The 22,942-nt window shown below is 70.9% G+C and carries 24 protein-coding genes; 7 read left to right on the forward strand and 17 right to left on the reverse strand.

The window, feature by feature from the left end; genetic code table 11:
- The 5 genes from ACIRQP_RS27825 to ACIRQP_RS27845 form a co-directional block, all read right to left on the reverse strand.
- The coding region (locus tag ACIRQP_RS27825; RefSeq protein ID WP_403894138.1) for a potassium-transporting ATPase subunit KdpA at nucleotides 1–469 on the reverse strand (469 nt) is incomplete at its 3' end.
- A gap of 3 nt (nucleotides 470–472) precedes the next feature.
- The gene (gene kdpF / locus ACIRQP_RS27830) at nucleotides 473–562 is read right to left on the reverse strand and encodes a K(+)-transporting ATPase subunit F (protein ID WP_037727062.1); all 90 of its coding nucleotides are present in this window, start codon (nucleotides 560–562) and stop codon (nucleotides 473–475) included.
- 294 nt (nucleotides 563–856) lie between these two features.
- Nucleotides 857–1,639, reverse strand: a complete 783-nt coding sequence (locus ACIRQP_RS27835) for a DUF3710 domain-containing protein (RefSeq protein ID WP_403894141.1) — start codon at nucleotides 1,637–1,639, stop codon at nucleotides 857–859.
- Between the two features lies 1 nt (nucleotide 1,640).
- A complete protein-coding gene (gene dut, locus ACIRQP_RS27840; RefSeq protein WP_403894144.1) occupies nucleotides 1,641–2,165 on the reverse strand; it encodes a dUTP diphosphatase in 525 nt (174 codons plus the stop codon).
- Complete coding sequence (locus ACIRQP_RS27845) at nucleotides 2,162–2,695, reverse strand: PaaI family thioesterase (RefSeq protein WP_403894147.1); 534 nt, start codon at nucleotides 2,693–2,695, stop codon at nucleotides 2,162–2,164. The genes dut and ACIRQP_RS27845 overlap by 4 nt, the downstream gene beginning before the upstream one ends.
- Before the next feature lie 145 nt (nucleotides 2,696–2,840).
- Here ACIRQP_RS27845 and ACIRQP_RS27850 point away from each other — a divergent pair, with 145 nt between their 5' ends.
- Complete coding sequence (locus ACIRQP_RS27850; protein WP_403894149.1) at nucleotides 2,841–3,299, forward strand: DUF3093 domain-containing protein; 459 nt, start codon at nucleotides 2,841–2,843, stop codon at nucleotides 3,297–3,299.
- Between the two features lie 35 nt (nucleotides 3,300–3,334).
- Here ACIRQP_RS27850 and ACIRQP_RS27855 read toward each other — a convergent pair whose 3' ends face one another.
- The 4 genes from ACIRQP_RS27855 to ACIRQP_RS27870 form a co-directional block, all read right to left on the reverse strand.
- Complete coding sequence (locus tag ACIRQP_RS27855; protein ID WP_403894151.1) at nucleotides 3,335–4,249, reverse strand: hypothetical protein; 915 nt, start codon at nucleotides 4,247–4,249, stop codon at nucleotides 3,335–3,337.
- 13 nt (nucleotides 4,250–4,262) lie between these two features.
- Nucleotides 4,263–4,559, reverse strand: a complete 297-nt coding sequence (locus ACIRQP_RS27860) for a DUF4193 domain-containing protein (protein ID WP_030350183.1) — start codon at nucleotides 4,557–4,559, stop codon at nucleotides 4,263–4,265.
- 402 nt (nucleotides 4,560–4,961) lie between these two features.
- Nucleotides 4,962–6,194: a sensor histidine kinase gene (locus tag ACIRQP_RS27865; RefSeq protein WP_403894154.1), complete on the reverse strand. Its 1,233-nt coding sequence runs from the start codon at nucleotides 6,192–6,194 to the stop codon at nucleotides 4,962–4,964.
- A gap of 5 nt (nucleotides 6,195–6,199) precedes the next feature.
- Nucleotides 6,200–6,853: a response regulator transcription factor gene (locus ACIRQP_RS27870; RefSeq protein WP_030745240.1), complete on the reverse strand. Its 654-nt coding sequence runs from the start codon at nucleotides 6,851–6,853 to the stop codon at nucleotides 6,200–6,202.
- Between the two features lie 350 nt (nucleotides 6,854–7,203).
- Here ACIRQP_RS27870 and ACIRQP_RS27875 point away from each other — a divergent pair, with 350 nt between their 5' ends.
- Nucleotides 7,204–7,386, forward strand: a complete 183-nt coding sequence (locus ACIRQP_RS27875; RefSeq protein ID WP_403894157.1) for a hypothetical protein — start codon at nucleotides 7,204–7,206, stop codon at nucleotides 7,384–7,386.
- Between the two features lie 165 nt (nucleotides 7,387–7,551).
- On the opposite strand, the gene ACIRQP_RS27880 is transcribed toward ACIRQP_RS27875, so the two are convergent.
- Together ACIRQP_RS27880 and ACIRQP_RS27885 are read right to left on the reverse strand one after the other, a co-directional pair.
- Nucleotides 7,552–8,397 (reverse strand): inositol monophosphatase family protein, encoded by an 846-nt coding sequence (locus ACIRQP_RS27880; protein WP_403894160.1) that lies wholly within the window; start codon nucleotides 8,395–8,397, stop codon nucleotides 7,552–7,554.
- A gap of 11 nt (nucleotides 8,398–8,408) precedes the next feature.
- Complete coding sequence (locus ACIRQP_RS27885; RefSeq protein WP_403894163.1) at nucleotides 8,409–9,536, reverse strand: ferrochelatase; 1,128 nt, start codon at nucleotides 9,534–9,536, stop codon at nucleotides 8,409–8,411.
- A gap of 209 nt (nucleotides 9,537–9,745) precedes the next feature.
- Between ACIRQP_RS27885 and ACIRQP_RS27890 the strand changes: the two genes are divergently transcribed.
- Nucleotides 9,746–10,993 (forward strand): MFS transporter, encoded by a 1,248-nt coding sequence (locus ACIRQP_RS27890; RefSeq protein ID WP_403894166.1) that lies wholly within the window; start codon nucleotides 9,746–9,748, stop codon nucleotides 10,991–10,993.
- On the forward strand, nucleotides 10,953–12,272 hold the full coding sequence (locus ACIRQP_RS27895; RefSeq protein WP_403894168.1) for a D-arabinono-1,4-lactone oxidase: 1,320 nt from the start codon (nucleotides 10,953–10,955) through the stop codon (nucleotides 12,270–12,272). The genes ACIRQP_RS27890 and ACIRQP_RS27895 overlap by 41 nt, the downstream gene beginning before the upstream one ends.
- A gap of 94 nt (nucleotides 12,273–12,366) precedes the next feature.
- On the opposite strand, the gene ACIRQP_RS27900 is transcribed toward ACIRQP_RS27895, so the two are convergent.
- Entirely contained in the window at nucleotides 12,367–13,203 is an 837-nt protein-coding gene (locus ACIRQP_RS27900; RefSeq protein WP_403894171.1) for a hypothetical protein, read from the reverse strand.
- 455 nt (nucleotides 13,204–13,658) lie between these two features.
- On the opposite strand from ACIRQP_RS27900, the gene sepH reads away from it, so the two are divergent.
- Nucleotides 13,659–14,720, forward strand: a complete 1,062-nt coding sequence (gene sepH, locus ACIRQP_RS27905; protein ID WP_403894174.1) for a septation protein SepH — start codon at nucleotides 13,659–13,661, stop codon at nucleotides 14,718–14,720.
- 76 nt (nucleotides 14,721–14,796) lie between these two features.
- On the opposite strand, the gene ACIRQP_RS27910 is transcribed toward sepH, so the two are convergent.
- Complete coding sequence (locus ACIRQP_RS27910; RefSeq protein WP_403894176.1) at nucleotides 14,797–15,624, reverse strand: sulfurtransferase; 828 nt, start codon at nucleotides 15,622–15,624, stop codon at nucleotides 14,797–14,799.
- Nucleotides 15,625–15,834: 210 nt separating this feature from the next.
- On the opposite strand from ACIRQP_RS27910, the gene ACIRQP_RS27915 reads away from it, so the two are divergent.
- On the forward strand, nucleotides 15,835–16,611 hold the full coding sequence (locus ACIRQP_RS27915) for a VOC family protein (RefSeq protein WP_403894178.1): 777 nt from the start codon (nucleotides 15,835–15,837) through the stop codon (nucleotides 16,609–16,611).
- Nucleotides 16,612–16,674: 63 nt separating this feature from the next.
- On the opposite strand, the gene ACIRQP_RS27920 is transcribed toward ACIRQP_RS27915, so the two are convergent.
- The 4 genes from ACIRQP_RS27920 to ACIRQP_RS27935 all read right to left on the reverse strand — a co-directional run bounded on the left by ACIRQP_RS27920 (nucleotide 16,675) and on the right by ACIRQP_RS27935 (nucleotide 22,298).
- Entirely contained in the window at nucleotides 16,675–17,316 is a 642-nt protein-coding gene (locus ACIRQP_RS27920; RefSeq protein ID WP_403894181.1) for a thymidine kinase, read from the reverse strand.
- A gap of 99 nt (nucleotides 17,317–17,415) precedes the next feature.
- Nucleotides 17,416–18,612, reverse strand: coding sequence for an alkaline phosphatase family protein (locus tag ACIRQP_RS27925; RefSeq protein WP_403894183.1), 1,197 nt, complete (start codon nucleotides 18,610–18,612; stop codon nucleotides 17,416–17,418).
- Nucleotides 18,612–19,208: a DUF5998 family protein gene (locus ACIRQP_RS27930; RefSeq protein WP_403894185.1), complete on the reverse strand. Its 597-nt coding sequence runs from the start codon at nucleotides 19,206–19,208 to the stop codon at nucleotides 18,612–18,614. Before ACIRQP_RS27930 ends, ACIRQP_RS27925 begins: the two co-directional genes overlap by 1 nt.
- Nucleotides 19,209–19,469: 261 nt before the next feature.
- The gene (locus tag ACIRQP_RS27935; protein WP_403894188.1) at nucleotides 19,470–22,298 is read right to left on the reverse strand and encodes a GNAT family N-acetyltransferase; all 2,829 of its coding nucleotides are present in this window, start codon (nucleotides 22,296–22,298) and stop codon (nucleotides 19,470–19,472) included.
- Nucleotides 22,299–22,511: 213 nt separating this feature from the next.
- Between ACIRQP_RS27935 and ACIRQP_RS27940 the strand changes: the two genes are divergently transcribed.
- Nucleotides 22,512–22,793: an HPr family phosphocarrier protein gene (locus ACIRQP_RS27940; protein ID WP_403894190.1), complete on the forward strand. Its 282-nt coding sequence runs from the start codon at nucleotides 22,512–22,514 to the stop codon at nucleotides 22,791–22,793.
- The last annotated feature ends 149 nt before the right edge of the window (nucleotides 22,794–22,942 follow it).

Raw genomic sequence — 22,942 nt, forward strand, 5'->3', positions numbered from 1 at the left:
AGCGGGAGAAGCCGCGTACGAGCGCCACCGCGACGGCCATACCGACCGCCGCCGAGACGAAGTTCTGGACCGCCAGACCACCGGTCTGCACCACAGGGCCCATGGACTGTTCGCCGTAGTACGACTGCCAGTTGGTGTTGGAGACGAACGACGCGGCGGTGTTGAACGCCTGATCCGGATCGATCGACGCGAAGCCGAGCGAGCCCGGGAGACCGCCCTGCACCCGCTGGAGCAGATACAGGAACAGGACACCGGCCACGGAGAAGGCGAGGACCCCGCGCAGATAAGCGGGCCACCGCATCTCGATGGCGGGATTGGCGCCTATGGCGCGGTAGATCCATTTCTCGGCCCTCAGGTGCTTGGGCGAGTTGTAGACACGGGCCATGTAGTCGCCGAGAGGGCGGTACACCAGAGCGAGGGCCGCGATCAGGGCGAGCAACTGGAGCACACCGGCGAGAACGGGGCCCATCGCTCAGAACCTCTCGGGGAAGAGAAGCGCGAGGACGAGATAGCCCAGCAGGGCAACGGCCACGACCAGACCGACGATGTTCTCGGCGGTCACAGCTTCGTCACCCCCTTGGCTACAAGCGCCACCAGCGCGAAGACCGCGATCATGGTGGCGACGAAGGCCAGATCGGCCATCGGGGTGCTCCTGAATGAGTACGGAAGATCTGGCCCTCTGAGGAAACCCGCTGATCCGACGGACTCCGATTCCGTTGACGGGTCTCATACGGATGCGACCTCTCGCTTGACACGTTTCCTACCGTCGCGCCCGCGACCAGTGGAAAGACGGGGGAAACAACGATGGGCCGCACCCCCGGGAAGGGGTGCGGCCCACGTTATTTCCGATCAGGTGTCAGCGCACTTCGGTGATCTCCGGACCGCGCTGGAGCTGTCCCATGCCACCGGAGAAGCGGGATCCCTCCTGCTCCTCCTGCTGGACACCCTCGGCCACCATCTGCGCGTCGTCCGGCAGCTTGAGGACGATGGGGTCGCGGGGCGCCATCGGTCCCTCGCCGCGTACGACGACGGTGTCCCGGAAGATCTGTTCGAGCAGCCCCGCGGCCTCGGGCTGCACCGCGCCCTGCCCGGAGATCACGCCGCGCAGGAACCAGCGCGGTCCGTCGACCCCGATGAAGCGCACCAGTTGTACGCCTCCGGTGCCGTCCGGCAGCTGTACGGGGACCTGGGCGCGCAGCTCCCAGCCCAGCGGACCCTCGACCTCGTCGATGATTCCGCCCTGCTGGGTGATGCCGGAGGCGATCTCCTCGCGGACCTCGCCCCAGATGCCTTCCTTCTTGGGCGCCGCGAACGCCTGGAGCTGTACGGCGCTGTCGCGCACGACGACGGTGGCGGCGACGATCGCGTCACCGGCGACCTCTACCCGCAGCTCCATGCCGTCGACCGCGGGGACGAAGACGCCCCCGAGATCCACCCGGCCCTCTTCGGGCTTGGAGACCTCGGAGATGTCCCAGGGACCGTCGGGCCTGGGCGCCGGCGGAAGGTTCGCCCGGCGGGGTGCGTCCCCCGCCTCGCTGTCATCGGCGTCCACGCCGACGCCGTCGGTGAACTGCCCGGCCTCGCCCGCTGCGTCCGCCGTGTCCTCTGCGGAACCACTCTTCTTGCGACGTCCGAACACGTCACTGTCCTTCCCGGTCGGCTACGACCGAAGCGTATCGATTCCCACCCTGTACCCCGCCCACAGCGGAATGACCACCGGTGGAGCCGAAGCCCCCCTCGGCCCGCGCGGAGCCGGGAAGTTCCGCCACCTCGTGGAAGCGCACCTTCTCGACCCGCTGGACGATCAGTTGGGCAATCCGGTCGAACCGCTCGAACCGAACGCTCTCGCGCGGGTCCAGATTGACCACGATCACCTTGATCTCTCCACGGTACCCGGCATCCACCGTCCCCGGGGCATTCACCAGAGCGACACCGCAGCGGGCGGCGAGCCCGGAGCGCGGGTGCACGAAGGCCGCGTAGCCGTCGGGCAGGGCGATGGCCACCCCCGTCGGCAGGACCGCCCGCTCACCGGGGGCGAGCTCCGCGGCCTCGGTGGTGACCAGATCGGCTCCCGCGTCGCCCGGGTGTCCATACGACGGAAGCGGAGCCTCCGGATCGACTCGGCGGATCAGTACGTCAAGGGGGCCGGCAGGGGCAGGGCTCATGGGTTCACCTCGAAGGCGCGGGCGCGCTTGATCTGGCCGGGATCGGCCATGGCCGCCCGGATCTCCTCCTGGCGGCCGTTGTCGATGAAATGGTCGACCTTGACCTCGATGAAAAGGGCATCGGCACGGACGGCGACGGGTCCCTCGGGGCCGCCGAGCCTGCCGGTGGCGGTGCAGTAGATCTTCCGCCCGTGGACGGCCGTGGCCTCGGCCTCCAGATACAGCGACGTGCCCACCGCTACAGGCCGTACGAACTCGGTCTGGAGCCGGCCGGTCACGGCGATCACGCGCAGCAGCCAGTTCAGCGAGCCCAGCGTCTCGTCCAGCGCGGTGGCCAGCACGCCGCCGTGCGCGAGCCCGGGGGCGCCCTGGTGGGCGGCCTTGACCGTGAACTCCGCGGTGATACGGACGCCCTCACCGGCGCGCGCCAGCAGCTGGAGTCCGTGGGGCTGTGCCCCGCCACAGGCGAAACAGTGTTCGTAGTGCGCCCCGAGCGGCTCCCCGGGGGCGGGGGCGTCAGGGTGCCGCACCGGCGGTACGGCACCGGCCGGCGGTGTCAGGGGCCCCGGCCCCGCGGGGGGTCCGGGGGGCGTTCCCCGGGATGGCACGTTACTCACAGGCGCAGACCTTACCCGCGCGGTCGCCCGGGAACCGCACCGTGCCAAGCTTGGCTCCATGGAGCCTTCCGCCGCGCGCTACGACGAACGCCTGACCGCCCCCCCTTCCTGGTGGGGGATCGCCGCTCTGATCGCCGTCGCGGGCGGTCTGATCACGCTGCCGATGGGGCCGCTGCCGATGCTCGGCGGGGTGATCGGCGCGGGCGCGCTGGCCGCGGCCGGGGTGAGTGCCTACGGCTCGGCACGTATCCGGGTGGTGGCGGACTCGCTGGTCGCGGGCGAGGCGAGGATCCCGGTCTCGGCGCTCGGTACGGCCGAGGTGCTCGACACCGAGGAGGCGCGGGCCTGGCGGCTGCACAAGGCCGACCCGCGCGCCTTCATGCTGCTGCGCAGCTATGTGCCGACGGCGCTGCGCGTGGAGATCACGGACCCGGAGGACCCGACGCCGTACGTCTATCTGTCGACGCGGGATCCGAAGGCACTGGCGGCGGCGCTGAACGCGGTACGGACCGGCTGAGAGCCCGCTCGGGGGCCGCCGGCCGTCTCGGCCGTCTACTGGCCCAGTTCCCTGGGCAGCTCGGCGGGAAGCTCCGTGGGCCGCACCAGGGGAGGCAGCGCGGGCAGCGCGTCCCAGGAGATCTGGCGGGCCCGCAGGTCCTTGCGGATGCGCTCGGCGACCTTCTTGGTGTCCCGCCGGTTCATCATCGCGCCCACGGCGGCTCCGATCATGAACGGAACCAGATTCGGCAGGCTGCGGACCGTGCGCTTCATGATCTGCTGCCGCAGCTCGCGCTTCATCCGGCCGCTGAGCGCGCCGTTCAAGGTCGACGGCTTGGTGATGTCGACCCCGCGCTCCTCCGTCCATGACGTCAGATAGGCGGCGCTGCGCTGCTTGAGCGTGCCGGACGGGCGCAGTCCGTAGACCTCGTGCAGCTCCGCGATGAGCTTCAGCTCGATCGCGGCGACGGCGGTGATCTCGGCTGCCAGCTCGGCCGGCATCGCGGGCGGTACGGGCATCATCGCGGCCGCGCCGATACCCGCGCCGACGGTGGAGCTGCTGTTCGCGGCGCCCGCGACCAGCTTGTCCGCCAGCTCCTCGGGGCCCAGTCCCGGGAACTGCCTGCGGAGGGTGGCGAGATCGCGGACCGGGACCCGAGGAGCGTTCTCGATGATCCGGTCGGCGAGATGGACCAGCGCCGCCTTGGCGCTGTCGCCGCCCTTGCGCACACCCCGTTTGACGGTGTCCAGGCGCCGGCCCCTGGTCCTGGGGCCGCCGTGGTCTTCCCGGTCCGCATCGAGCGAGGCCGGCCGGCCTCGCTCGTCGTCACCCGCGCCGGAACGGGGCGACAGGGCGGAGTGCTCGGCAGCGGGCTGAACGCCTTCTGCCGGGCCTGTGCCGCCCTCATACACCTCCGGTGAGCCCTTACGCCGGAAGCGCCGCTTCCGGAACGGTGTGTCGCCTGCCACGGCCGGTCTGACCTCAGTCGCAGTCGCGGCAGATGGGCTGACCGTTCTTCTCCCTGGCGAGCTGGGAGCGGTGGTGCACCAGGAAGCAGCTCATGCAGGTGAACTCGTCCGCCTGCCTGGGCAGCACCCTGACGGACAGCTCCTCGTTGGAGAGATCCGCGCCGGGCAATTCCAGGCCCTCGGCCTGCTCGAACTCGTCGACGTCGACCGCTGAAGTGGACTTGTCGTTCCGACGGGCCTTCAGCTCTTCAAGGCTGTCCTGATCGACGTCGTCATCGGTCTTGCGTGGGGTGTCGTAATCCGTTGCCATGTCGCTCTCCCCCTCTGGGTGTCTGTGGTGTCTCAGCGCGGGTAACGCGTGAGAGGCCGGACTTGTGCCCGACCTGAGGCGGAGATTTTGCCTCACATCAAGGTCTGTTACTCAATCGACACCCAACCGGACTCACGTGGAGTGATCGGCTTCGGGTGCGAAGGGGACCGTACACGGTCCCAACGTCGTACTTCACGGGCGCCACCCCGTGTACTTCCCGTGATCCCGACCCCTGGAAACCCGGACTTTACCGGCTTTCCGTTGAAGGCTTGATCACGCAGAGTGGATAGGCGGGAATTCGCCCCTGTGATCGATCACACAGGGACCCGCCGAAAACTGACGGCAAGAATTCCGCGCAAAGCGAACAAAGCAATCTCCCGCCCGAACACTCCGCGCAGTCTCTCAGACCGGGAGAGTGACACGCATCACGAGTCCACCGCCTTCGCGCGGTTCGGCGTGAATTCGTCCGCCATGGGCGCGCGCGACAGATCTCGCGATCGAAAGACCGAGGCCAACGCCCTTGTCACTGCCGGTGCGCTCCGTCCGCAGCCGCCGGAACGGCTCGAAGAGATTGTCGATCTCGTACGCGGGAACCACGGGACCGGTGTTCGACACCACCAGGATCGCCTGGCCCTGCTCGATCGCGGTGGTGACTTCCACCCAGCCGCCCTCCGGAATGTTGTACCGGACGGCATTCTGTACCAGGTTCAGCGCGATCCTTTCCAGCAGGACGCCATTGCCCTGCACGACGGCGGGCACGCGCTCGCCGCGGATCTCCACCTTCTTCACCTCCGCCTCGGAGAATGCCTGGTCCACCGCGCGGGTCGCGACCTCCGCGAGATCGACCGGTTTTCGCTCCACGATCTGGTTGTCGCTGCGGGCGAGCAGCAGCAGGCCCTCCACCAGCTGTTCACTGCGCTCATTGGTGGCCAGCAGGGTCTTGCCGAGCTGCTGGAGCTCCATGGGCGCCCCTGGATCGGAGAGATGGACCTCCAGCAGGGTGCGGTTGATCGCGAGCGGTGTACGCAGCTCGTGCGAGGCGTTCGCGACGAACCGCTGCTGTGCGCTGAAGGCCCGCTCCAGCCGCTCCAGCATCTCGTCGAAGGTGTCGGCCAGCTCCTTGAGCTCGTCGTCGGGGCCGTCCAGCTCGATGCGCCGGGACAGGTCGGAGCCGACCACGCGACGCGCGGTACGGGTGATCCGGCCCAGCGGGGAGAGGACCCGGCCGGCCATCGCGAAGCCGAAGGCGAACGCGATGACGCTCAGGCCGACCAGCGCGAAGAGCGAGCGGCTGAGCAGATCGTCGAGCGCCTGCTGACGCTGATGGTTGACGCAGGCGTTCATCGCCGCGTTGAACTCCTCCGGGGGTGCCTGGTCCGGGAAGTTGCAGACCTCGCTGCTCACCTTGCCGGTGACGATCTTGAAGGGCAGCTCGCTGCCCACGTGCAGGGCCTGCGCGGCCAGCAGATAGATGATCGAGAGCAGCAGGATGCCGGCGATCAGGAACATTCCGCCGTAGAGCAGCGTGAGCCGTATCCGGATGGTCGGGCGCACCCAGGGGAGCGACTGGTCCGGGCGTCTGGGGTCCCAGGTCGGTTTCGGGGGCGCCGCGGGGGGCGCGGGTGTGCTCGACACGGACATCAGATCCGGTACCCGGAGCCGGGCACCGTGACGATCACGGGTGGTTCACCGAGCTTGCGGCGCAGCGTCATGACGGTCACGCGCACGACATTGGTGAACGGGTCGGTGTTCTCGTCCCACGCCTTCTCCAGCAGCTGCTCGGCCGAGACGACCGCGCCCTCGCTGCGCATCAGGACTTCGAGCACCGCGAATTCCTTGGGCGCGAGCTGGATCTCCCTGCCCTCACGGAAGACCTCGCGGCGGTTGGGGTCGAGCTTGATCCCGGAGCGCTCCAGCACAGGTGGCAGCGGTACGGTCGTACGGCGGCCGAGCGCCCGTACCCGCGCGGTCAGCTCGGTGAACGCGAAGGGCTTGGGCAGATAGTCGTCCGCGCCCAGCTCCAGCCCCTCGACCCGGTCGCTGACATCGCCCGAGGCCGTGAGCATGAGGACCCGGGTGGGCATCCCCAGCTCGACGATCTTCCGGCAGACGTCGTCGCCGTGGACGACGGGCAGGTCACGGTCGAGGACCACCACGTCGTAGTCGTTCACCCCGATCCGCTCCAGGGCCGCCGCTCCGTCGTACACAACGTCGACGGCCATGGCCTCCCGGCGCAGTCCGGTGGCCACCGCATCGGCGAGCAGCTGCTCGTCCTCGACGACGAGTACGCGCACGTCGCTGTTCCTTCCTCTGGGCCCGTCACCCGTGTTCAGGGCAGGTTGTATCACTGGCTGTGCGGGCCCATCCTGCCCTTAACGGCCATAAACCGGCGGTAAGACGATGCTGGATGACCTGGCACATCCGGGAATGCACGGGATTTGTTGATGCGTTGAGGTTTCTCGGCGGCGGGCCGTGGGGAAGACGACTTCACACCCGAGATCACGCCCTGTTTGTGGCATGCCACACCCTTATCTGTCATCCAGAGGCAGTGGGTGCGTGATCTTCCCGCCGTCGGCACACCCCCGTGCCACCGACCACGACGTCGGCACACCCCCGTGCCACTGACCCACGACGAGGGGGCGCAATGGACGCGTTCACCGCCGGGCTTCTGCAGCGTATAAGGGCCACGGAAACGGATCTCACTCATGCCCGCGAGACGGGCGACGACTTCCTCGCGGATGTCGAACAGGAAGAGCTGGACGACCTGCGCCGGCTTGCCGCCGAGCACGGCGTGGATGTGGAGGTCGGCGCCACCACTGGCGTCTGACCTGCACCGCGGTCGTACAGACACCGTCGTACAGCCATAGCCGTACAGACATACAGAATCACGACATTTACAGAGCCGTAGATACCTACAGAGAAGGGCCCCGGCGCCGAGGGGAACGGTGCCGGGGCCCTTCCGTGTGCCCTGAGCGGCGACCCGGTGCAGGACCTAGTCGTGCCAGGCGCCGTACTCCTCCAGCAGTGTCTGGAGGGGCTCGAAGACGCCAGGGGTGGCGGCCACTGCCAGGTCGTAGCCCGGCCGGGTGCCGGGACGGCCGCCCGTGAGCGCGCCGGCCTCACGGGCGATGAGATCGCCGGCCGCCAGGTCCCAGGGGTGCAGTCCGCGCTCGTAGTAGCCGTCGAGCCGCCCGGCCGCGACATCGCAGAGGTCGGTCGCCGCCGAGCCGCCGCGGCGGATGTCGCGCAGCTGAGGGATCAGCCGCTGGGCGATCCCGGCCTGATGGGCGCGGACGGCGGTGACGTAGTTGAAGCCGGTCGACACCAGGGCGCGCTCCAACGGCGCAGCGGGGCGGCAGCCGATCGGGCGGTCGTTGAGGAACGCTCCACCGCCGCGCACGGCGCGGAAGATCTCGCGGCGCAGCGGGATCGCGACGACTCCGGCCAGCGTCTCGCCGTCCCGTTCGGCGGCGATGGAAACCGCCCAGGTGGGCAGCCCGTACAGGTAGTTGACCGTGCCGTCCAGCGGGTCGATGACCCAGCGGACCCCGCTGCTGCCCGCCGAGCTGGCGCCCTCCTCGCCGAGGAAGCCGTCCTTCGGGCGGTGTTCCGAAAGATAGCCGGTGATCAGTTTCTCGGCCGCGATGTCCATCTCGGTGACGACGTCGATGGGACTGGACTTGGTGGCGGCGACGGCCAGATCGTCGGGGCGGCCGTCACGCAGCAGTGCGCCGGCCCGGCCCGCCGCCTCCAGGGCGAGGGCGAGCAGTTCCCCGCTCAGGGCGTCGTCGGCCGCGGTGTCCTTGTTCGGGGCGTCCTCGTTCGGGGCGTCGGTCACAGCTGGCTCCTTCAGGCGTACGGGCTGTCGGCGCCCGCCGCGGCGGGCCTGGGGGAACGGGCGGGGCAGCAATCGACCGGGCAGAGGTCATGGCTCGGGCCGAGCGCGCCCAGGGAGCAGCGTTCCACCGCGCGCCCCCGCTCGGTGGCCGCGCGTTCCAGGAGGAGATCACGTATGGCCCCGGCGAAGCGCGGATCCGCCCCCACCGTCGCCGAGCGGCGTACGGGGAGTCCCAGCTCGGCGGCCTTGGCGGCGGCTTCGGTGTCGAGGTCGTACAGGACCTCCATGTGGTCGGAGACGAAGCCGATGGGGGCCATCACGACGGCGGGGACACCATCGCCGTGCAGGGTTTCCAGGTGGTCGCAGATGTCCGGCTCCAGCCACGGGATGTGCGGGGCGCCGCTGCGCGACTGGTAGACGAGCCGCCAGGGATGCTCGACGCCGGTCTCCTCGCGGACCGCGTCCGCGATCAGCCGGGCGACATCGAGATGCTGGGCCACATAGGCGCCGCCCTCGCCGTGGGCCTCGACGGGCCCCGAGGTGTCGGCGGCGGCGTCGGGGATGGAGTGGGTGGTGAAGGCGAGGTGCGCGCCCGCGCGTACGTCCTCCGGCAGGTCCGCGAGCGACGCGAGCACGCCGTCGACCATGGGGCGCACGAAGCCGGGGTGGTTGAAGTAGTGGCGCAGCTTGTCCACCCGGGGCACCGCGAGCCCATCGTCGGCCAGGGTGGCGAGCGCGTCCGCGAGGTTCTCACGGTACTGACGGCAGCCCGAGTACGAGGCGTACGCGCTGGTGGCGAGGACCGCGATACGGCGCCGGCCGTCCGTGACCATCTCGCGCAGGGTGTCGGTCAGATACGGCGCCCAGTTGCGGTTGCCCCAGTAGACCGGCAGGTCCACACCATGCTCGGCGAAGTCCTTGCGCAGGACTTCCAGCAGGGCGCGGTTCTGTCCGTTGATCGGGCTGACCCCGCCGAACAGGAAGTAGTGCTTGCCCACTTCCTTCAGCCGTTCCTTGGGGATGCCACGGCCCCGGGTCACGTTCTCCAGGAACGGAACCACATCGTCCGGGCCCTCGGGACCGCCGAAGGACAGCAGAAGCAGAGCGTCGTAGGGGGAAGTCGCGAGCTGTTCTGGCATGTGTCCGATCCTCCCACCCGGCTCTCCGCGCCCGGCAACCGCGCCCCGCCCGGCGCCACTCGGCACCCGGCACCCGGCACCCGGCACCCGGCACCCGGCACCCGCCCCGAGTCGCCGCGGGCCCGTCGCCCGGCCGGAAATCGAGGCGCGCGCGGCGAACCCTCGACCGTAAGCTGTATCGCCAGATTCATTCCTTACCGGAGCGTCCGTTGCCCAGTTCCTACCACGCGATATTCGCCGCTCCCGGTACCAGGGGATTCAGTGCGGCCGGTCTGATCGGCAGAATGCCGCTGGCCATGATGGGCATCGGCATCGTGACGATGGTGTCCCAGCTCACCGGGCGTTACGGGCTGGCGGGGGCGCTCTCCGCGACGCTGGCGATGTCCGCCGCACTGCTCGGTCCGCAGATCTCCCGGCTCGTCGACCGGCACGGCCAGGGGCGGATCCTGCGCCCGGCGACCCTGGTCGCGGTGACTTCCGTGGCGGGGCTGCTCATCTGCGCCCAGCAGTCCGCCCCCGACTGGACCTTGTTCGTCTTCGCCGCGGGCGCGGGCTGTGTGCCGAGCCTCGGCGCGATGGTGCGGGCGCGCTGGGCCGCGATCTACCGGGGCTCACCGCGCGAGCTGCACACCGCGTACGCGTGGGAGTCGATCGTCGACGAGGTCTGCTTCATCTTCGGCCCGATCGTCTCGATCGGGCTCTCGACCGCCTGGTTCCCGGAGGCGGGCCCGCTGCTCGCGGCCGTCTTCCTGGTCGTCGGTGTCGTCTGGCTGACCGCGCAACGCGCCACCGAGCCCGTACCGCAGCCGCGCGAGCAGCACACCGGTGGTTCGGCGCTCCGCTCCCCCGGGCTGCGCGTCCTGGTGGCGACCTTCGTCGCGACCGGGGCGATCTTCGGCGCGGTCGATGTGGTGACGGTCGCGTTCGCGGAGGAGCGCGGTCACAAGACGGCGGCGAGTCTGGTGCTGGCCGTGTACGCGCTCGGGTCCTGTCTCGCCGGGGTGGTGTTCGGGCTGCTGCATCTCACCGGACCCCCCGCGCGGAGGTGGCTGGTGGGTATCTGCGTGATGGCCTTGAGTATGATCCCCCTCCAACTGGCCGGGAGTCTGCCGTTCCTGGCCGTGGCGCTCTTTGTCGCGGGCCTCTCCGTCGCGCCGACGATGGTGACGACGATGGCCCTCGTCGAAGCGCACGTACCGCGCACCAAGCTGACCGAGGGCATGACCTGGACCAGTACCGGGCTCGCGGTCGGCGTGGCGCTCGGCTCGTCGGCCGCCGGCTGGGTGGTCGACGCGGCCGGGGCCGAGGCTGGGTACGGGGTGCCCGTCGCGGCGGGCGCGGTCGCGGCCGTGGTGGCGTTCCTGGGGTATCGCCGGCTGCGCGGGCCGGTACCGAGTCGGGGAGGGCGCGGGGCGGATGACCGGGAACCGTACGACGACCACACGAACGTGGCGTAACTGGGCGGGGACCGTCACGGCCCGTCCGGCCCGCGTGGTGTCCCCGGCCTCCGTCGAGGAGCTGACCGAGACCTTACGCCGGGCGGCGGCGGACGGGCTCAGGGTCAAGGCCGTCGGTTCGGGCCACTCCTTCACCGCGGCCGCCGCCACCGACGGGGTGCTGATACGCCCCGATCTGCTCACCGGCATCCGGGAGATCGACCGGTCGGCGGGCACCGTCACCGTGGCGGCGGGCACCCCGCTGAGACGGCTGAACACGGCGCTGGCAAGGGAGGGACTGTCGCTCACCAATATGGGCGACATCATGGAGCAGACCGTCGCGGGCGCGACCTCCACCGGCACCCATGGCACCGGCCGGGACTCGGCCTCCATAGCCGCCCAGATCCGGGCTCTGGATCTCGTCACGGCCGACGGCTCGCTGCTGCGCTGCTCGGCCGAGGAGAACCCGGAGGTCTTGGCCGCCGCCCGGATCGGGCTCGGCGCGCTGGGTGTGGTCTCGGCGGTCACCCTGGCGGTGGAGCCGGTCTTCCTGCTGACGGCCCGTGAGGAACCGATGACCTTCGACCGGGTCATGGCCGAGTTCGACCAGCATGTCGCGGAGAACGAGCACTTCGAGTTCTACTGGTTCCCGCACACGGGCAACTGCAACACCAAGCGCAACAACCGCAGCGCGGGCGCCGCGGCCCCGCCCGGCCGGCTCAGCGGCTGGATCGACGACGAACTCCTCTCCAACGCGGCCTTCCAGGCGGCCTGTTCACTCGGCCGCGCCGTTCCCGCGACGATCCCCACATTGGCCAAGATCTCCAGTCGCGCTCTCTCCGCCCGTACGTACACGGACATCCCTTACAAGGTCTTCACTTCCCCGCGTCGGGTGCGCTTCGTGGAGATGGAGTACGCGCTGCCGCGCGAGGTCGCGATCGGGGCGCTGCGCGAGGTCAAGGCGATGATCGAGCGTTCCCCGCTGCGAGTGAGTTTCCCGGTGGAGATACGGACGGCTCCGGCGGACGACATCGCGCTCTCGACGGCGTCGGGCCGGGAGAGCGTGTACATCGCGGTGCATCTGTACCGGGGGACCCCGTACCGCTCCTACTTCACCGCCGTGGAGCGGATCATGACCGCGCACGGCGGCCGGCCGCACTGGGGGAAGATCCACACCAGGGACGCGGCCTATCTGTCCGGGGTGTATCCGCGCTTCGGTGAGTTCACCGCGGTACGGGACCGGCTGGATCCGGACCGGGTGTTCGGGAACGACTATCTGCGGCGGGTCCTCGGGGACTGAGTGCCGATGCCCGTTCTCGCGCCGGCCACCGGGCCGGCTCTCTCTCCCCCCCGGCCCCCGCGACGGCACTCCGCCCGGCACCGGGGCGGTCCGGCTACTGGCCCGTCGTCCCGGAGTCGGCCGTTCCCGAGTCGCCCGTTCCCGTGTCACTCGTTCCGGTACTGCCGGAACCGCCGGAGGGCGTCGGTGCGGGAGTGGAGCCGCCGGAGCCGGAGGGGGTGGTAGAGGGGGTGGCGGAGGGAGTGGGCGACGGATCCACGCCGCCGTCCGGGCCCGTACCCGTACTCGGATCGGTGCCGGGCGACCGGCTCGGGTCCGTACCGCCGGTTCCGCCCGACGACCGCCCGTCCGGTGTCCCGCTCGGATCCCCGGCGGGGTCAGGGGAGTTGGCGGGGTCCTTCGACGGGGTGGAATCGCCGCCACCACCGCGTACGACGTATCCGGCGGTCGTCCCCCTGTCTCCGTTCAGATCCCGCCCGGCGGCCAGTTCGAACCCGGTGATGCCGACCATCGCCACCACGAAGACGACAACGGCCGCGCGGAGCGGGCGCTTCCAGCCCCGTACCCGCGTGCCATGGGTCGTGGCCGCCCCGAACTCCCCGTCCAGCACCGGCGGATCGCCGGGATCCTCCCGTACCGGCACCTGCCGGCCCCCCGGTTTCGCCTGGACGGTGACCTCGCGTATCTGCTCGCCGGTCCGCCGGAACAGATGCTGGAAGACCGGGCCGCCGCAGGTGGCGATCACGCTGACCACACCGGCACCGACGATCGTCCCGTACACGCCGAGCCGGGAGGCGAGCACGGCGGCCGCGACCGCCGCGAGCGCGCTCCCCGCGACCTGCGGCACGCTCAGTTCGAGCCGCTGCTCCCGCCGGTTTCCGGATACCTCGCTCCCGTCCTGCCGCGTACCGCTGCCCGACCTCTGATCCATCTACAGTCCCTGATCGCCCATCTGCCCCACCTTGCACCAGGAAAGGACAACTGAGCGAAACGGATAGTTCCGATTTCGGGGATTCTGTGAAGCAGGACACCCGTTCGTGGCTGTCACCAAGACCCAACTCCCCTACCCTGGGAGAACTTGGGTGGCGCGCCGGTCCACCCCCGTGGCCCGAATGGAGTACTGTGGCGAGCCCTGGGGCCGGACTCCCTCATGGGCGTCCGGGACCTACGGGAAGGGGGCCGAACGTGGCACTCGATCCGGCGGAGCCGTGGCACCGTACGGGCACCTGCTGCAGAGAGTGACCAAGTTCGTCACTCTGCGTCGCAAACAGGTAACCGTGTCATCGGCGATCCAGGATTCATGCCCGACACGCCGGGCAGCACGGAAAGGTTGTGGCAGGCTGCACCCGGGCAGGCCACACTCGACTAGCGGAAGCAGCGACGCACGTGACGTCGGCAGGCACCACCCGGGAGGTCCCCATGCCCGAACTGCGTGTCGTGGCCGTCTCCAACGACGGCACACGACTGGTGCTCAAAGCTGCCGACAGCACGGAATACACGCTTCCGATTGATGAGCGGCTGCGTGCGGCCGTGCGCAACGATCGCGCCCGTCTCGGGCAGATCGAGATCGAGGTGGAGAGCCACCTCAGACCACGGGACATCCAGGCGCGGATACGAGCCGGTGCCTCCGCCGAGGAGGTCGCTCAGCACGCCGGGATCCCGGTGGACCGGGTCCGCCGCTTCGAGGGGCCGGTGCTCGCCGAGCGCGCCTTCATGGCGGAACGGGCCAGGAAGACCGCTGTGCGCCGCCCCGGCGAGAACACCGGGCCCCAGCTCGGTGAGGCCGTTCAGGAACGGCTGACGCTGCGCGGCGCTGACAAGGAGACCGTGCAGTGGGACTCCTGGCGCCGGGACGACGGCACCTGGGAAGTCCTGCTCGTCTATTTGGTCGCGGGCGAGCCGCACTCCGCGAGCTGGACGTACGATCCGCCCCGGCGGCTCGTCCAGGCCGTGGACGACGAGGCGCGCGCGCTGATCGGTGACACCGACGACACGGTCGCCACGAAGGAGCCGAGCTTCCCGTTCGTGCCCCGGATCGCGCGGCTGCCGCGCGACCGGCCGCTGGATCGTTCCCTCGACCGGCAGCTGGAGCGGCCGGTCGCGCCGGAGCCGGACGATACGAGCGAGCGCGACTCGCTGACCAGCCTGCTGGAGGCGGTGCCGAGCTTCCGCGGCGACATGGTGGTGCCCGAGCAGCCCGCGGGCCCGGCAGCGGACCAGGAGGAGGAGCCGGAGGCCGAGGAGCCGGTGGCGCCCGCCGCCTCCGCCGGTGCCGGTTCGGCGTACGCGGATGTGCTGATGCCGCGTTCGGTGGCCGGGCACCGGGACCGGCTCACCGGTACGACGGACCGCCAGGCGGAGGCGGACGGCGTACGTCCGGGTCGGCGGGCCGCGGTGCCGAGCTGGGACGAGATCGTGTTCGGTACGCGCCGCAAGAAGCAGGATTAGCACGCACGTACATAGCGGAAGGGGCCGGTACTCACCACGGCTGGTGAGTACCGGCCCCACGTATGTGCGCGGCCTTTTACTGAGGATCCGGGCCCTTGGCGACCGGACGCGATGCGTCGGCGGACCACTCGGACCAGGAACCCGCGTACAGCGCCGCCGGGATGCCAGCGATCTCCAGGGCCAGCACCTCATGGGCGGCCGAAACACCCGAGCCGCAGTAGACGCCGACCTTCGAATCACCGGTGACGCCCAGCGCCGCGAAGCGGGCCACGAGGTCCTGAGTCGGGCGGAACCCGCCGTTTTCAGCCACATTCTCCGACGTGGGCGCCGACAGCGCGCCGGGGATATGGCCGCCGACGCGGTCGATCGGCTCGACATCGCCGCGGTAGCGCTCGGCGGCCCGCGCGTCCAGCAGCAGCCCCTCGCGGGCCAGGGCCGCCGCGGCGTCCGCGTCCAGCAGCGGGAGCGCGCCGGGCGCCGGGGTGAAATCGCCCTCCTCCGGCGCGGGGATCTCGGTGGTCACCGGACCGGTCCAGCCGGCGAGTCCGCCGTCCAGGACCCGGACGTCCGGGTGGCCCGCCCAGCGCAGCAGCCACCAGGCGCGGGCCGCCGCCCAGGACTGTCCGCCGTCGTACACCACGACCGGCGTGTCCTGCGAGACTCCGGTCCGGCGCATCACCGCGCCGAAGGCCGCGACCTCGGGCAGCGGGTGCCGGCCGGCCGCGCCAGGCGGGCCCGCCAGTTCCTGATCGAGGTCGATGTAGACGGCACCCGGCAGATGCCCGGCCTCGTACTGCGCGCGGCCGGGCGGACCGCCGAGCTGCCAGCGGGCGTCGAGCAGGACGGGCGGGCGCGGCCCGGCCGACTCGCAGGCGAGTTCTGCTGCGGTGATGATGGCTGTCATGACGCCATCCTCGCGTACGATCCGGGCCGCTCATAACGGCGGAGAAACGGGGGGTAAACAGCGAATCGAGATCCCGCCAAACGCGGCGCGGCCATCCGGCGCCGGATGGCGGTGGGTGACAGCATCTCCACGGCCATACGGCCATGTCCCGCAAGGCGGCTCACGCTCGTCCCCGCGCCGCCATCACGAAGGTCCGAGGAGAGAGTGACGATGACCGAGGCAGCGATCCGGCGCACACCCGGCACACCCTGTTGGGTGAGTCTGATGGTGCACGGCCTTGCCGCGACCGAGGAGTTCTACGGAGCGCTGTTCGGCTGGGAGTTCCAGCCGGGACCGCAGCAGCTCGGACCGTATGTCCGCGGACTGCTCGACGGCAAGGCGATCGCGGGCATCGGCCAGCTGCCGCCGGACCGGCAGCTGCCCATCGCCTGGATGACCTATCTGGCGACGGACGACGCCGATCTGACGGCCGAGACGATCAGGAGCTGCGGCGGCACCGTCGGGGTGGGACCGCTGGACGCGTCCGAGGCCGGCCGCATGGCCATAGCCGCGGACCCGTCGGGCGCGGTCTTCGGGATCTGGCAGGCTGCGGCGCACATCGGCACGGCCGTGGCCGGAGCCCATGGCACCCCGATCTGGAACGAACTGATCACGCGTGAGACGTCCTCGGTCGCGAAGTTCTACGAGGCGCTCTTCGACTATGACGTGGAGGAGGTCGTCTCCGCCGACCTCGACTTCATGACACTGCGTCTGGAGGGCCGTCCCGTCGCCTCACTGCACGGTGTGGGCCGGTCGCTCAACCGCGATCTCGGCTCGCACTGGATGACGTACTTCGAGGTGGACGACACGGACGCCGCCGCGGGGCTGGTGACCGAACTGGGCGGTCATGTGATCACGCCACCGAGCGAGAGTGAGTACGGGCGGCTCGCGACGGTCACGGACCCGGAGGGCGCGGTCTTCACGATCGTACGGTCGGCCACACACTGACCGGCGGCGTACAGCGGGCTTCCGGCGACGCGCGGCGCGGCAGCCCGACCCGGTCGCGCCGGCTCAGACCGGGAGGACGTCCGGGGAGAGGGCGGCCGCCCGCGCGGTGGCCGCGGTCATCCGGCGGCGGTGATGGCGTCGGCAGAGCACCTCGTACCCGACCTCGCTCCCGTTCTGGTGAACATCGCCGACCACGACCTGCGCCCCCTCGATCACCATGGCGCCACCGACCGTCCGCGCGTTGTGCGTGGCCCGCGCGCCGCACCAGCAGAGCGCCTCGACCTGGAGGACCTCGACGCGGTCGGCCAGCTCCACCAGCCGCTGTGAACCGGGGAAGAGCTTGGAGCGGAAGTCGGTGGTGATGCCGAAGGCGAAGACGTCCAGTTCCAGATCGTCCACCACCCGCGCGAGCTGGTCGACCTGCTCGGGCGCGAGGAACTGGGCCTCGTCGGCGATGACATAGTCGCACCGGCCGCCCTGGGAGAGCCGGTCCACCAGATACGCGTAGAAGTCGAAGCCCTCGGCGGCCTCGACGGCGTCGGTCACCAGACCGAGCCGCGAGGAGAGCTTGCCCTCGCCCGCGCGGTCGTCGCGGGTGAAGATCATGCCCTGGAGCCCGCGCGCGGAGCGGTTGTGCTCGATCTGAAGAGCGAGGGTGCTCTTTCCGCAGTCCATCGTTCCGGAGAAGAACACCAGCTCTGGCATGAGGGAGTGACGGCCTTTCGGTGACAGGAGGGGGCCCGGAAACCGCGACGCGCGGTCCGTCGGGCGGCGCTACTTTGAAGACAACAACGCCGGCGCGCCCTAGGAGCGTACTTCCAGCAGCGGGACCAGCTGCTCGACGGGGGTCATCGAACCGTGCATCCCGACCATCGCCGACTCGTGCGGCTCCTGTACGGAGGCGGTGATCACCACATCGTCGTGGGCCGCCGCGACGACATCGCCGATCCGGCCGTACACCCGTTCGTCCATCGCACCGGGCGGTCCGAACCAGCCCGCCGCGATCGCCTCCTCCCTGCTCGCCACCCAGAAGCGCTCGCCGAGCACCTCGCGCCAGACGGTGAGCACATCGGTCCCGGCGCCCGGTACGGCGTAGACATGGCGGGCCCGGCCCTCGCCGCCGAGCAGCGCCACCCCCGCGCGCAGCTCCCAGTCCTCGTCGAAGTCGATGCGCGACTCCTCGTCGAAGGGGATGTCGATCATGCCGTGGTCGGCCGTCACGTAGAGCGTGGCCCGGGGCGGCAGTTGCTCGGCGAGGCGCTGGACGAGCCGGTCGACATACATCAACTGGCCGCGCCAGGCATCGGAGTCGACGCCGAAGCGATGCCCCTTGCCGTCGACGTCGCTGTAGTACGTGTAGACCAGCGACCGGTCCCCCGCGCCGAGTTGCTCGGCCGCCAGATCCATCCGCTCCTCGCCGGAGAGCCGACCGAGGAAGGTCCCGCCGCTGAGCGCGACCTTGGTGAGCGGGGTATGGGCGAAGGTCGGCGACGAGACCTGGGCGGTGTGGACGCCCGCGGCGTCGGCGAGCTGGAAGACGGTGGGGTACGGCTGCCAGACGTGCGGCGCGGTCCAGGGCTTCCAGCGGAGCTGGTTCATCAGCGCACCGGTCGCGGGGTCGCGGACCGTGTAGCCGGGCAGGCCGTGGACGGCGGGCGGCAGGCCCGTGCCGACGGAGGCGAGGGAGGTCGCGGTGGTGGCCGGGAAGCCCGCGGTGAGCGGGCGTCCTGTGTTGCCGCGCGAGCTACCGAGCAGCGAGGTCAGATAGGGCGCTTCGTCCGGATGTGCCGTGATCTGTTCCCAGCCGAGACCATCAATCAGAAAGACGCAGTTCCGATCGGCGGGGGTCAGTTCGGGGATGGCCGCGATCAGGTTCGGTACGCCCTGGCCGGCCGCGAGCGTGGGCAGCAGATCGGCGAGCGAGCCGCTGCCGTACTCGGGCAGCGGCGCGGTGTCGAGGGCGAGCGGGACGGGGTCCTGCCAGAGGGCTTCGGCGGCCATCAGCGGCCGGGCGCCGTGCCGGCGGCGGTGGCCTCGGAGAGGGCCTGGGCGAACGCGACCGTCTGGCGGACGGTGTCCGGTCCGTCACCGGCCTCGCTGACGCGCAGACTCAGATCGTCGGCGGTGGAGCTGCCGGTGTAGCCGTGGTCCGCCTCGCAGTTGGGGTCGCCGCAGGCGGCGGGCTCCAGATCGATCCGGGCGACGGCGCCCCAGCCGATGGTGAGAACGACTTCGCGCGGGGGGGTGCCGGGGGTGTACGACTCCGGATTGGCGACGACGCGGCTGACCACGACCGACGAGATCCGGTCGAGCTTGACGGACTCGGTGGAGGTGGTGGCGTACGGGGTCGGGGAGCTGGAGTCGGCGGTCTGCTCGTCGGTGTGGCTCACGATGAAGCGGTGGGCCGTCAGGACGAGGACGGTGACATGCCGACGTACCTCGTTGGCGTCGAAGCTGGTCTCCTGATGCACGAGGTACGACGCGATCGGCTCGCCACCGACGGCGGCCTCCACCGCCTCGGCCACGAGAGCCGGGTAGTAGCCGCTGCGCTCGATCGCCGTGCGCAGCCCCTGGGTCGTCGTACCGGTCTTCGCCATGGGCTCCATCCTACGGTGGCCGGATGGCTGCCGGAGACGCCCTGGAGGGGCCTCATCCGGCCGTGACCGCCAGGCCGTGTCCGACACATAGCGCAGTCCGCCCGGAGGGCGGGGCTCACGGCGTCCGGTGCGTGCGATCGCAAGGCGGAGCTCGTCCTCGTAGTGGAGCTACGAGGACGAGCCCGACAACGCGGTGAGCGCGCGTGCCGGACGCCGTGAGCCACAGGATTTGTCGGACACGGCCCAGGACCCGGCCGGCGCTCAGTAGCTGGGAAGGCGGCGCGGGCCGAGATCGTCGCGGGCGGGCGGCGGTGCGAGACGGACGTTCGCGCCGAGGACGGTGAGTCCACGCGTGGCGACGACCACGGGCTCCAGGGTGACGGAGACGATCTCGGGGTGCTCGTCGACCAGCCGGGAGACCCTCTGGAGCAACTCCTCCAACGCGGAGGTGTCGACCGGTGTGGAGCCGCGCCAGCCGAACAGGAGGGGCGCCGAGCGGATGGACCGGATCTGCTCGGCGACATCGCGGTCGGTGGCCGGTACGAGACGGTGGGCGATATCGCCGAGGAGCTCGGAGGGCGCGCCGGCGAGCCCGAAGGAGAGCACGGCTCCGGCGGCGGCGTCGATGGCGGCCCGTACGACGGTGTCCACTCCGCGCGGGGCCATGGCCTGGACAACGGGCCGCAGCTCGACGGGGCCGCCGAAGGTCTCGGTCAGCTCGCGGTGGGCGAGGCGCAGTTGTGCCTCGTCGGCGAGGTCGAGTCGTACGCCCCCGAGGTCGGAGCGGTGGCGCAGATGGGGCGCGGTCGTCTTGAGCACGACGGGGTAGCCGAGCCGCTTCGCCGCGGCGACGGCGTCGTCGGGACCGGGCGCGGGAAGAGTGGGGCGTACGGGGATGCCGTACAGCCCGAGCAGTTCCCGTGTGTCGGCCGCGCCGAGCGGCACGCCGTGGGGGTCGGGTGTGTCTCCGAGCAGCCGTTCGATGAGCGCGGCGGCCGCGCTCTCGTCGATGGTGTCGTCGAGGGACTCGGGCACCTTGCCGGGCTCGGCGCTCTGCCGTCGCCACTGCGCGTACCGGACGGCTTCGGCGAGCGCGCGGACGGCGCGTTCCGCGGCGGGGTAGGCGGGGATGCGGCCGGAGGAGGCGGGTGCGGCGGGCGGTGCGGCGGCCGGTGGCGGGGGCGGGGCCGTGGCCGTGGTCCCGGGGGCGGACGCGGCCGGGCCTCGCGCGCCGCCCCCCACCGCCGTCAGCGCCTCCGTCAGGCCGCCGATCTCCACATGGACCACCGTGACCGGCTTCCCCGGGGCGCTCGCCGCGGCCTCGCGCAGCGCGGTGCCCAGGGCGCCGCCGTTGGCGGGGTCCGCCGTACCGGTCTCGCCCACGTGCGGGATCGCCGTCACCACGACCGCGTCGAAGGCCGGGTCGGACAGGGCCAGGACGAGGGCGGCGCGGAAGTCCTCCGGGGTCGCGGCGGTGGTGAGGTCGCGGGGCCGCGAGGGGCGCAGGCCCTCCGTCAGACAGGCGTCGTACGTGAGCAGACCGAGGGATTCGGAGTTGCCGAGGATCGCCACGCGCGGGCCGGCCGGCAGGGGCTGGGAGGCGAGCAGGAGGCCCGCGTCGACCAGTTCGGTGACCGTGTCGACCCGGATCACCCCGGCCTGCCGCAGCAGCGCCGAGACCGTCGCGTCCGGGATGCGGGTGACCGGGACCGCGTGGCCGGGCGGCGCGCTGCCGCTGTGACGCGCCCCCTTGACGACCACGACCGGCTTCAGCGCCGCCGTGCGGCGGGCGAGCCGGGTGAACTTGCGCGGATTGCCGATCGATTCGAGGTAGAGGAGGGCGACATCGGTGTCCGGGTCCTCGTACCAGTACTGGAGGATGTCGTTGCCGGAGACGTCCGCGCGGTTGCCCGCGGAGATGAAGGACGACAGGCCCGCGCCGCGCCGGTAGAGCCCGGAGAGCAGGGCGATGCCGATGGCTCCCGACTGGGTGAACAGTCCGATACGGCCCCGGTCGGGCGGCTCGGGCGCGAGCGAGGCGTTCAGCCTGACGGCCTCGGACGTGTTGATGATCCCAAACGCGCTGGGGCCGATGACGCGCATCCCGTACGAGCGGGCCTGCTTCACCAGTTCGCGCTGGCGCTCCAGGCCCTCGGCGCCGCTCTCCGCGTACCCGGCGGAGAGGACCACCAGGCCGCGGACGCCGTGCCGGCCGCAGTCCTCGACCGCTTCCGGCACCTGCGGCGCCGGTACGGCGAGGACCGCGAGGTCGACGGGGTGACCGATCGCCGCGACGGACCGGAAGGCGGGGACGCCGTCGAGTTCGCGCAGATCCTCGGCGAAGGCGTGATTCACCGCGTACGCACGTCCGTTGAAGCCCGCTTCGAGCAGATTGCGCAGGACGGTGCGGCCGACACCGCCGGGCACGCGTCCCGTGCCGACGACGGCGACCGAGCCGGGCGTGAGCAGGCGCTGCACCGAGCGTGCCTCGGCGCGCTGTTCGCGGCCACGCTGCACGGCGAGGGATTCGGCGGTGGGTTCGAGGTCCAGGGTGAGACGTACGGAGCCGTCCTCGAAGCTGCGCTTCTGTGTGTATCCGGCGTCCCGGAACACCTTGATCATCTTGTTGTTGGCGGGCAGTACGTCGGCGGCGAAGCGCCGGATGCCCCGTTCACGGGCGACCGCCGCGATGTGCTCAAGGAGGGCCGAGGCGACGCCGCGTCCCTGGTGCGCGTCCTGGACGAGGAAGGCGACCTCGGCCTCGTCGGCGGGAGCGGTCGCCGGGAGCCCCCGCTCGTCGATGCGGTCGTACCGTACGGTCGCGATGAACTCGCCGCCCACCGTCACGGCGAGGCCCACCCGGTCCACGTAGTCGTGGTGGGTGAAGCGGTGCACGTCCCGGTCGGAGAGGTGCGGGTAGGGCGCGAAGAAGCGGAAGTACTTCGACTCGTCGGAGACCTGTTCGTAGAAGCTGACCAGCCGCTCCGCGTCGGCGGCGGTGATGGGCCTGATCCGCGCGGTGCCCCCGTCGCGCAGCACCACGTCCGCTTCCCAGTGGTCGGGGTACGCATGGTCCGGCGGCGTCTCCATGGGCAAAGCCTACGGCGCCGACGCCTCCACGGCCCGGGGCCCGGCTCAGGTCCCGGGGCAAGTCCTGGGGCAGGTCTTGGGGCAAGTGCCGGGGCAGGTGCCGGCTCACGCCCTCGCTCGGAGCCGAGGTCCGTCCGGGGTCGGCACCGGAGCAATTCGTGGCACATGAGACGCTGGTCTAGACATCGTTTTTGAGACTTGAAGGGCAACACCATGGCTGAGCGCCGCGTCAATGTCGGCTGGGCCGAGGGCCTGCACGCCCGTCCCGCCTCCATCTTCGTCCGCGCCGCCACGGCCGCGGGCGTCCCGGTGACGATCGCGAAGGCCGACGGCAACCCCGTCAACGCCGCGTCGATGCTCGCGGTGCTCGGTCTGGGCGCGCAGGGCGGCGAGGAGGTCGTGCTCGCTTCCGAGGCGGACAGCGCCGACGCCGCTCTGGACCGGCTGGCGAAGCTGGTCGCCGAAGGGCTCGACGAGCTTCCCGAGACGGTCTGAGCAGTTCCCGGGAGAGTCTGCGCGTATTTCCACGACGGAGCCGGGGGGCGCGGGAATAAGCGGGCCCCCGCGCCCGTTTGAGTGGGGGGGGGGGGAACACCCCGGGGCTAAACACGGCCGCCCAAAAAGAAGCCCACGCTATTTGTGTT

Source organism: Streptomyces sp. NPDC102274, from assembly GCF_044766385.1.
Lineage (GTDB): Bacteria > Actinomycetota > Actinomycetes > Streptomycetales > Streptomycetaceae > Streptomyces.

Bases quoted from the DNA above. Each gene is read 5' to 3' on its own strand.
- ACIRQP_RS27895 (WP_403894168.1), top strand. From the start codon at position 10,953: ATGACCGGGAACCGTACGACGACCACACGAACGTGGCGTAACTGGGCG.
- ACIRQP_RS27940 (WP_403894190.1), top strand. From the start codon at position 22,512: ATGGCTGAGCGCCGCGTCAATGTCGGCTGGGCCGAGGGCCTGCACGCC.
- ACIRQP_RS27860 (WP_030350183.1), bottom strand. From the start codon at position 4,559: ATGGCAACGGATTACGACACCCCACGCAAGACCGATGACGACGTCGAT.
- ACIRQP_RS27930 (WP_403894185.1), bottom strand. From the start codon at position 19,208: ATGGCGAAGACCGGTACGACGACCCAGGGGCTGCGCACGGCGATCGAG.
- ACIRQP_RS27850 (WP_403894149.1), top strand. From the start codon at position 2,841: ATGGAGCCTTCCGCCGCGCGCTACGACGAACGCCTGACCGCCCCCCCT.
- ACIRQP_RS27915 (WP_403894178.1), top strand. From the start codon at position 15,835: ATGACCGAGGCAGCGATCCGGCGCACACCCGGCACACCCTGTTGGGTG.
- ACIRQP_RS27910 (WP_403894176.1), bottom strand. From the start codon at position 15,624: ATGACAGCCATCATCACCGCAGCAGAACTCGCCTGCGAGTCGGCCGGG.
- dut (WP_403894144.1), bottom strand. From the start codon at position 2,165: ATGAGCCCTGCCCCTGCCGGCCCCCTTGACGTACTGATCCGCCGAGTC.
- ACIRQP_RS27920 (WP_403894181.1), bottom strand. From the start codon at position 17,316: ATGCCAGAGCTGGTGTTCTTCTCCGGAACGATGGACTGCGGAAAGAGC.
- ACIRQP_RS27925 (WP_403894183.1), bottom strand. From the start codon at position 18,612: ATGGCCGCCGAAGCCCTCTGGCAGGACCCCGTCCCGCTCGCCCTCGAC.
- ACIRQP_RS27900 (WP_403894171.1), bottom strand. From the start codon at position 13,203: ATGGATCAGAGGTCGGGCAGCGGTACGCGGCAGGACGGGAGCGAGGTA.
- ACIRQP_RS27875 (WP_403894157.1), top strand. From the start codon at position 7,204: ATGGACGCGTTCACCGCCGGGCTTCTGCAGCGTATAAGGGCCACGGAA.
- ACIRQP_RS27935 (WP_403894188.1), bottom strand. From the start codon at position 22,298: ATGGAGACGCCGCCGGACCATGCGTACCCCGACCACTGGGAAGCGGAC.
- ACIRQP_RS27885 (WP_403894163.1), bottom strand. From the start codon at position 9,536: ATGCCAGAACAGCTCGCGACTTCCCCCTACGACGCTCTGCTTCTGCTG.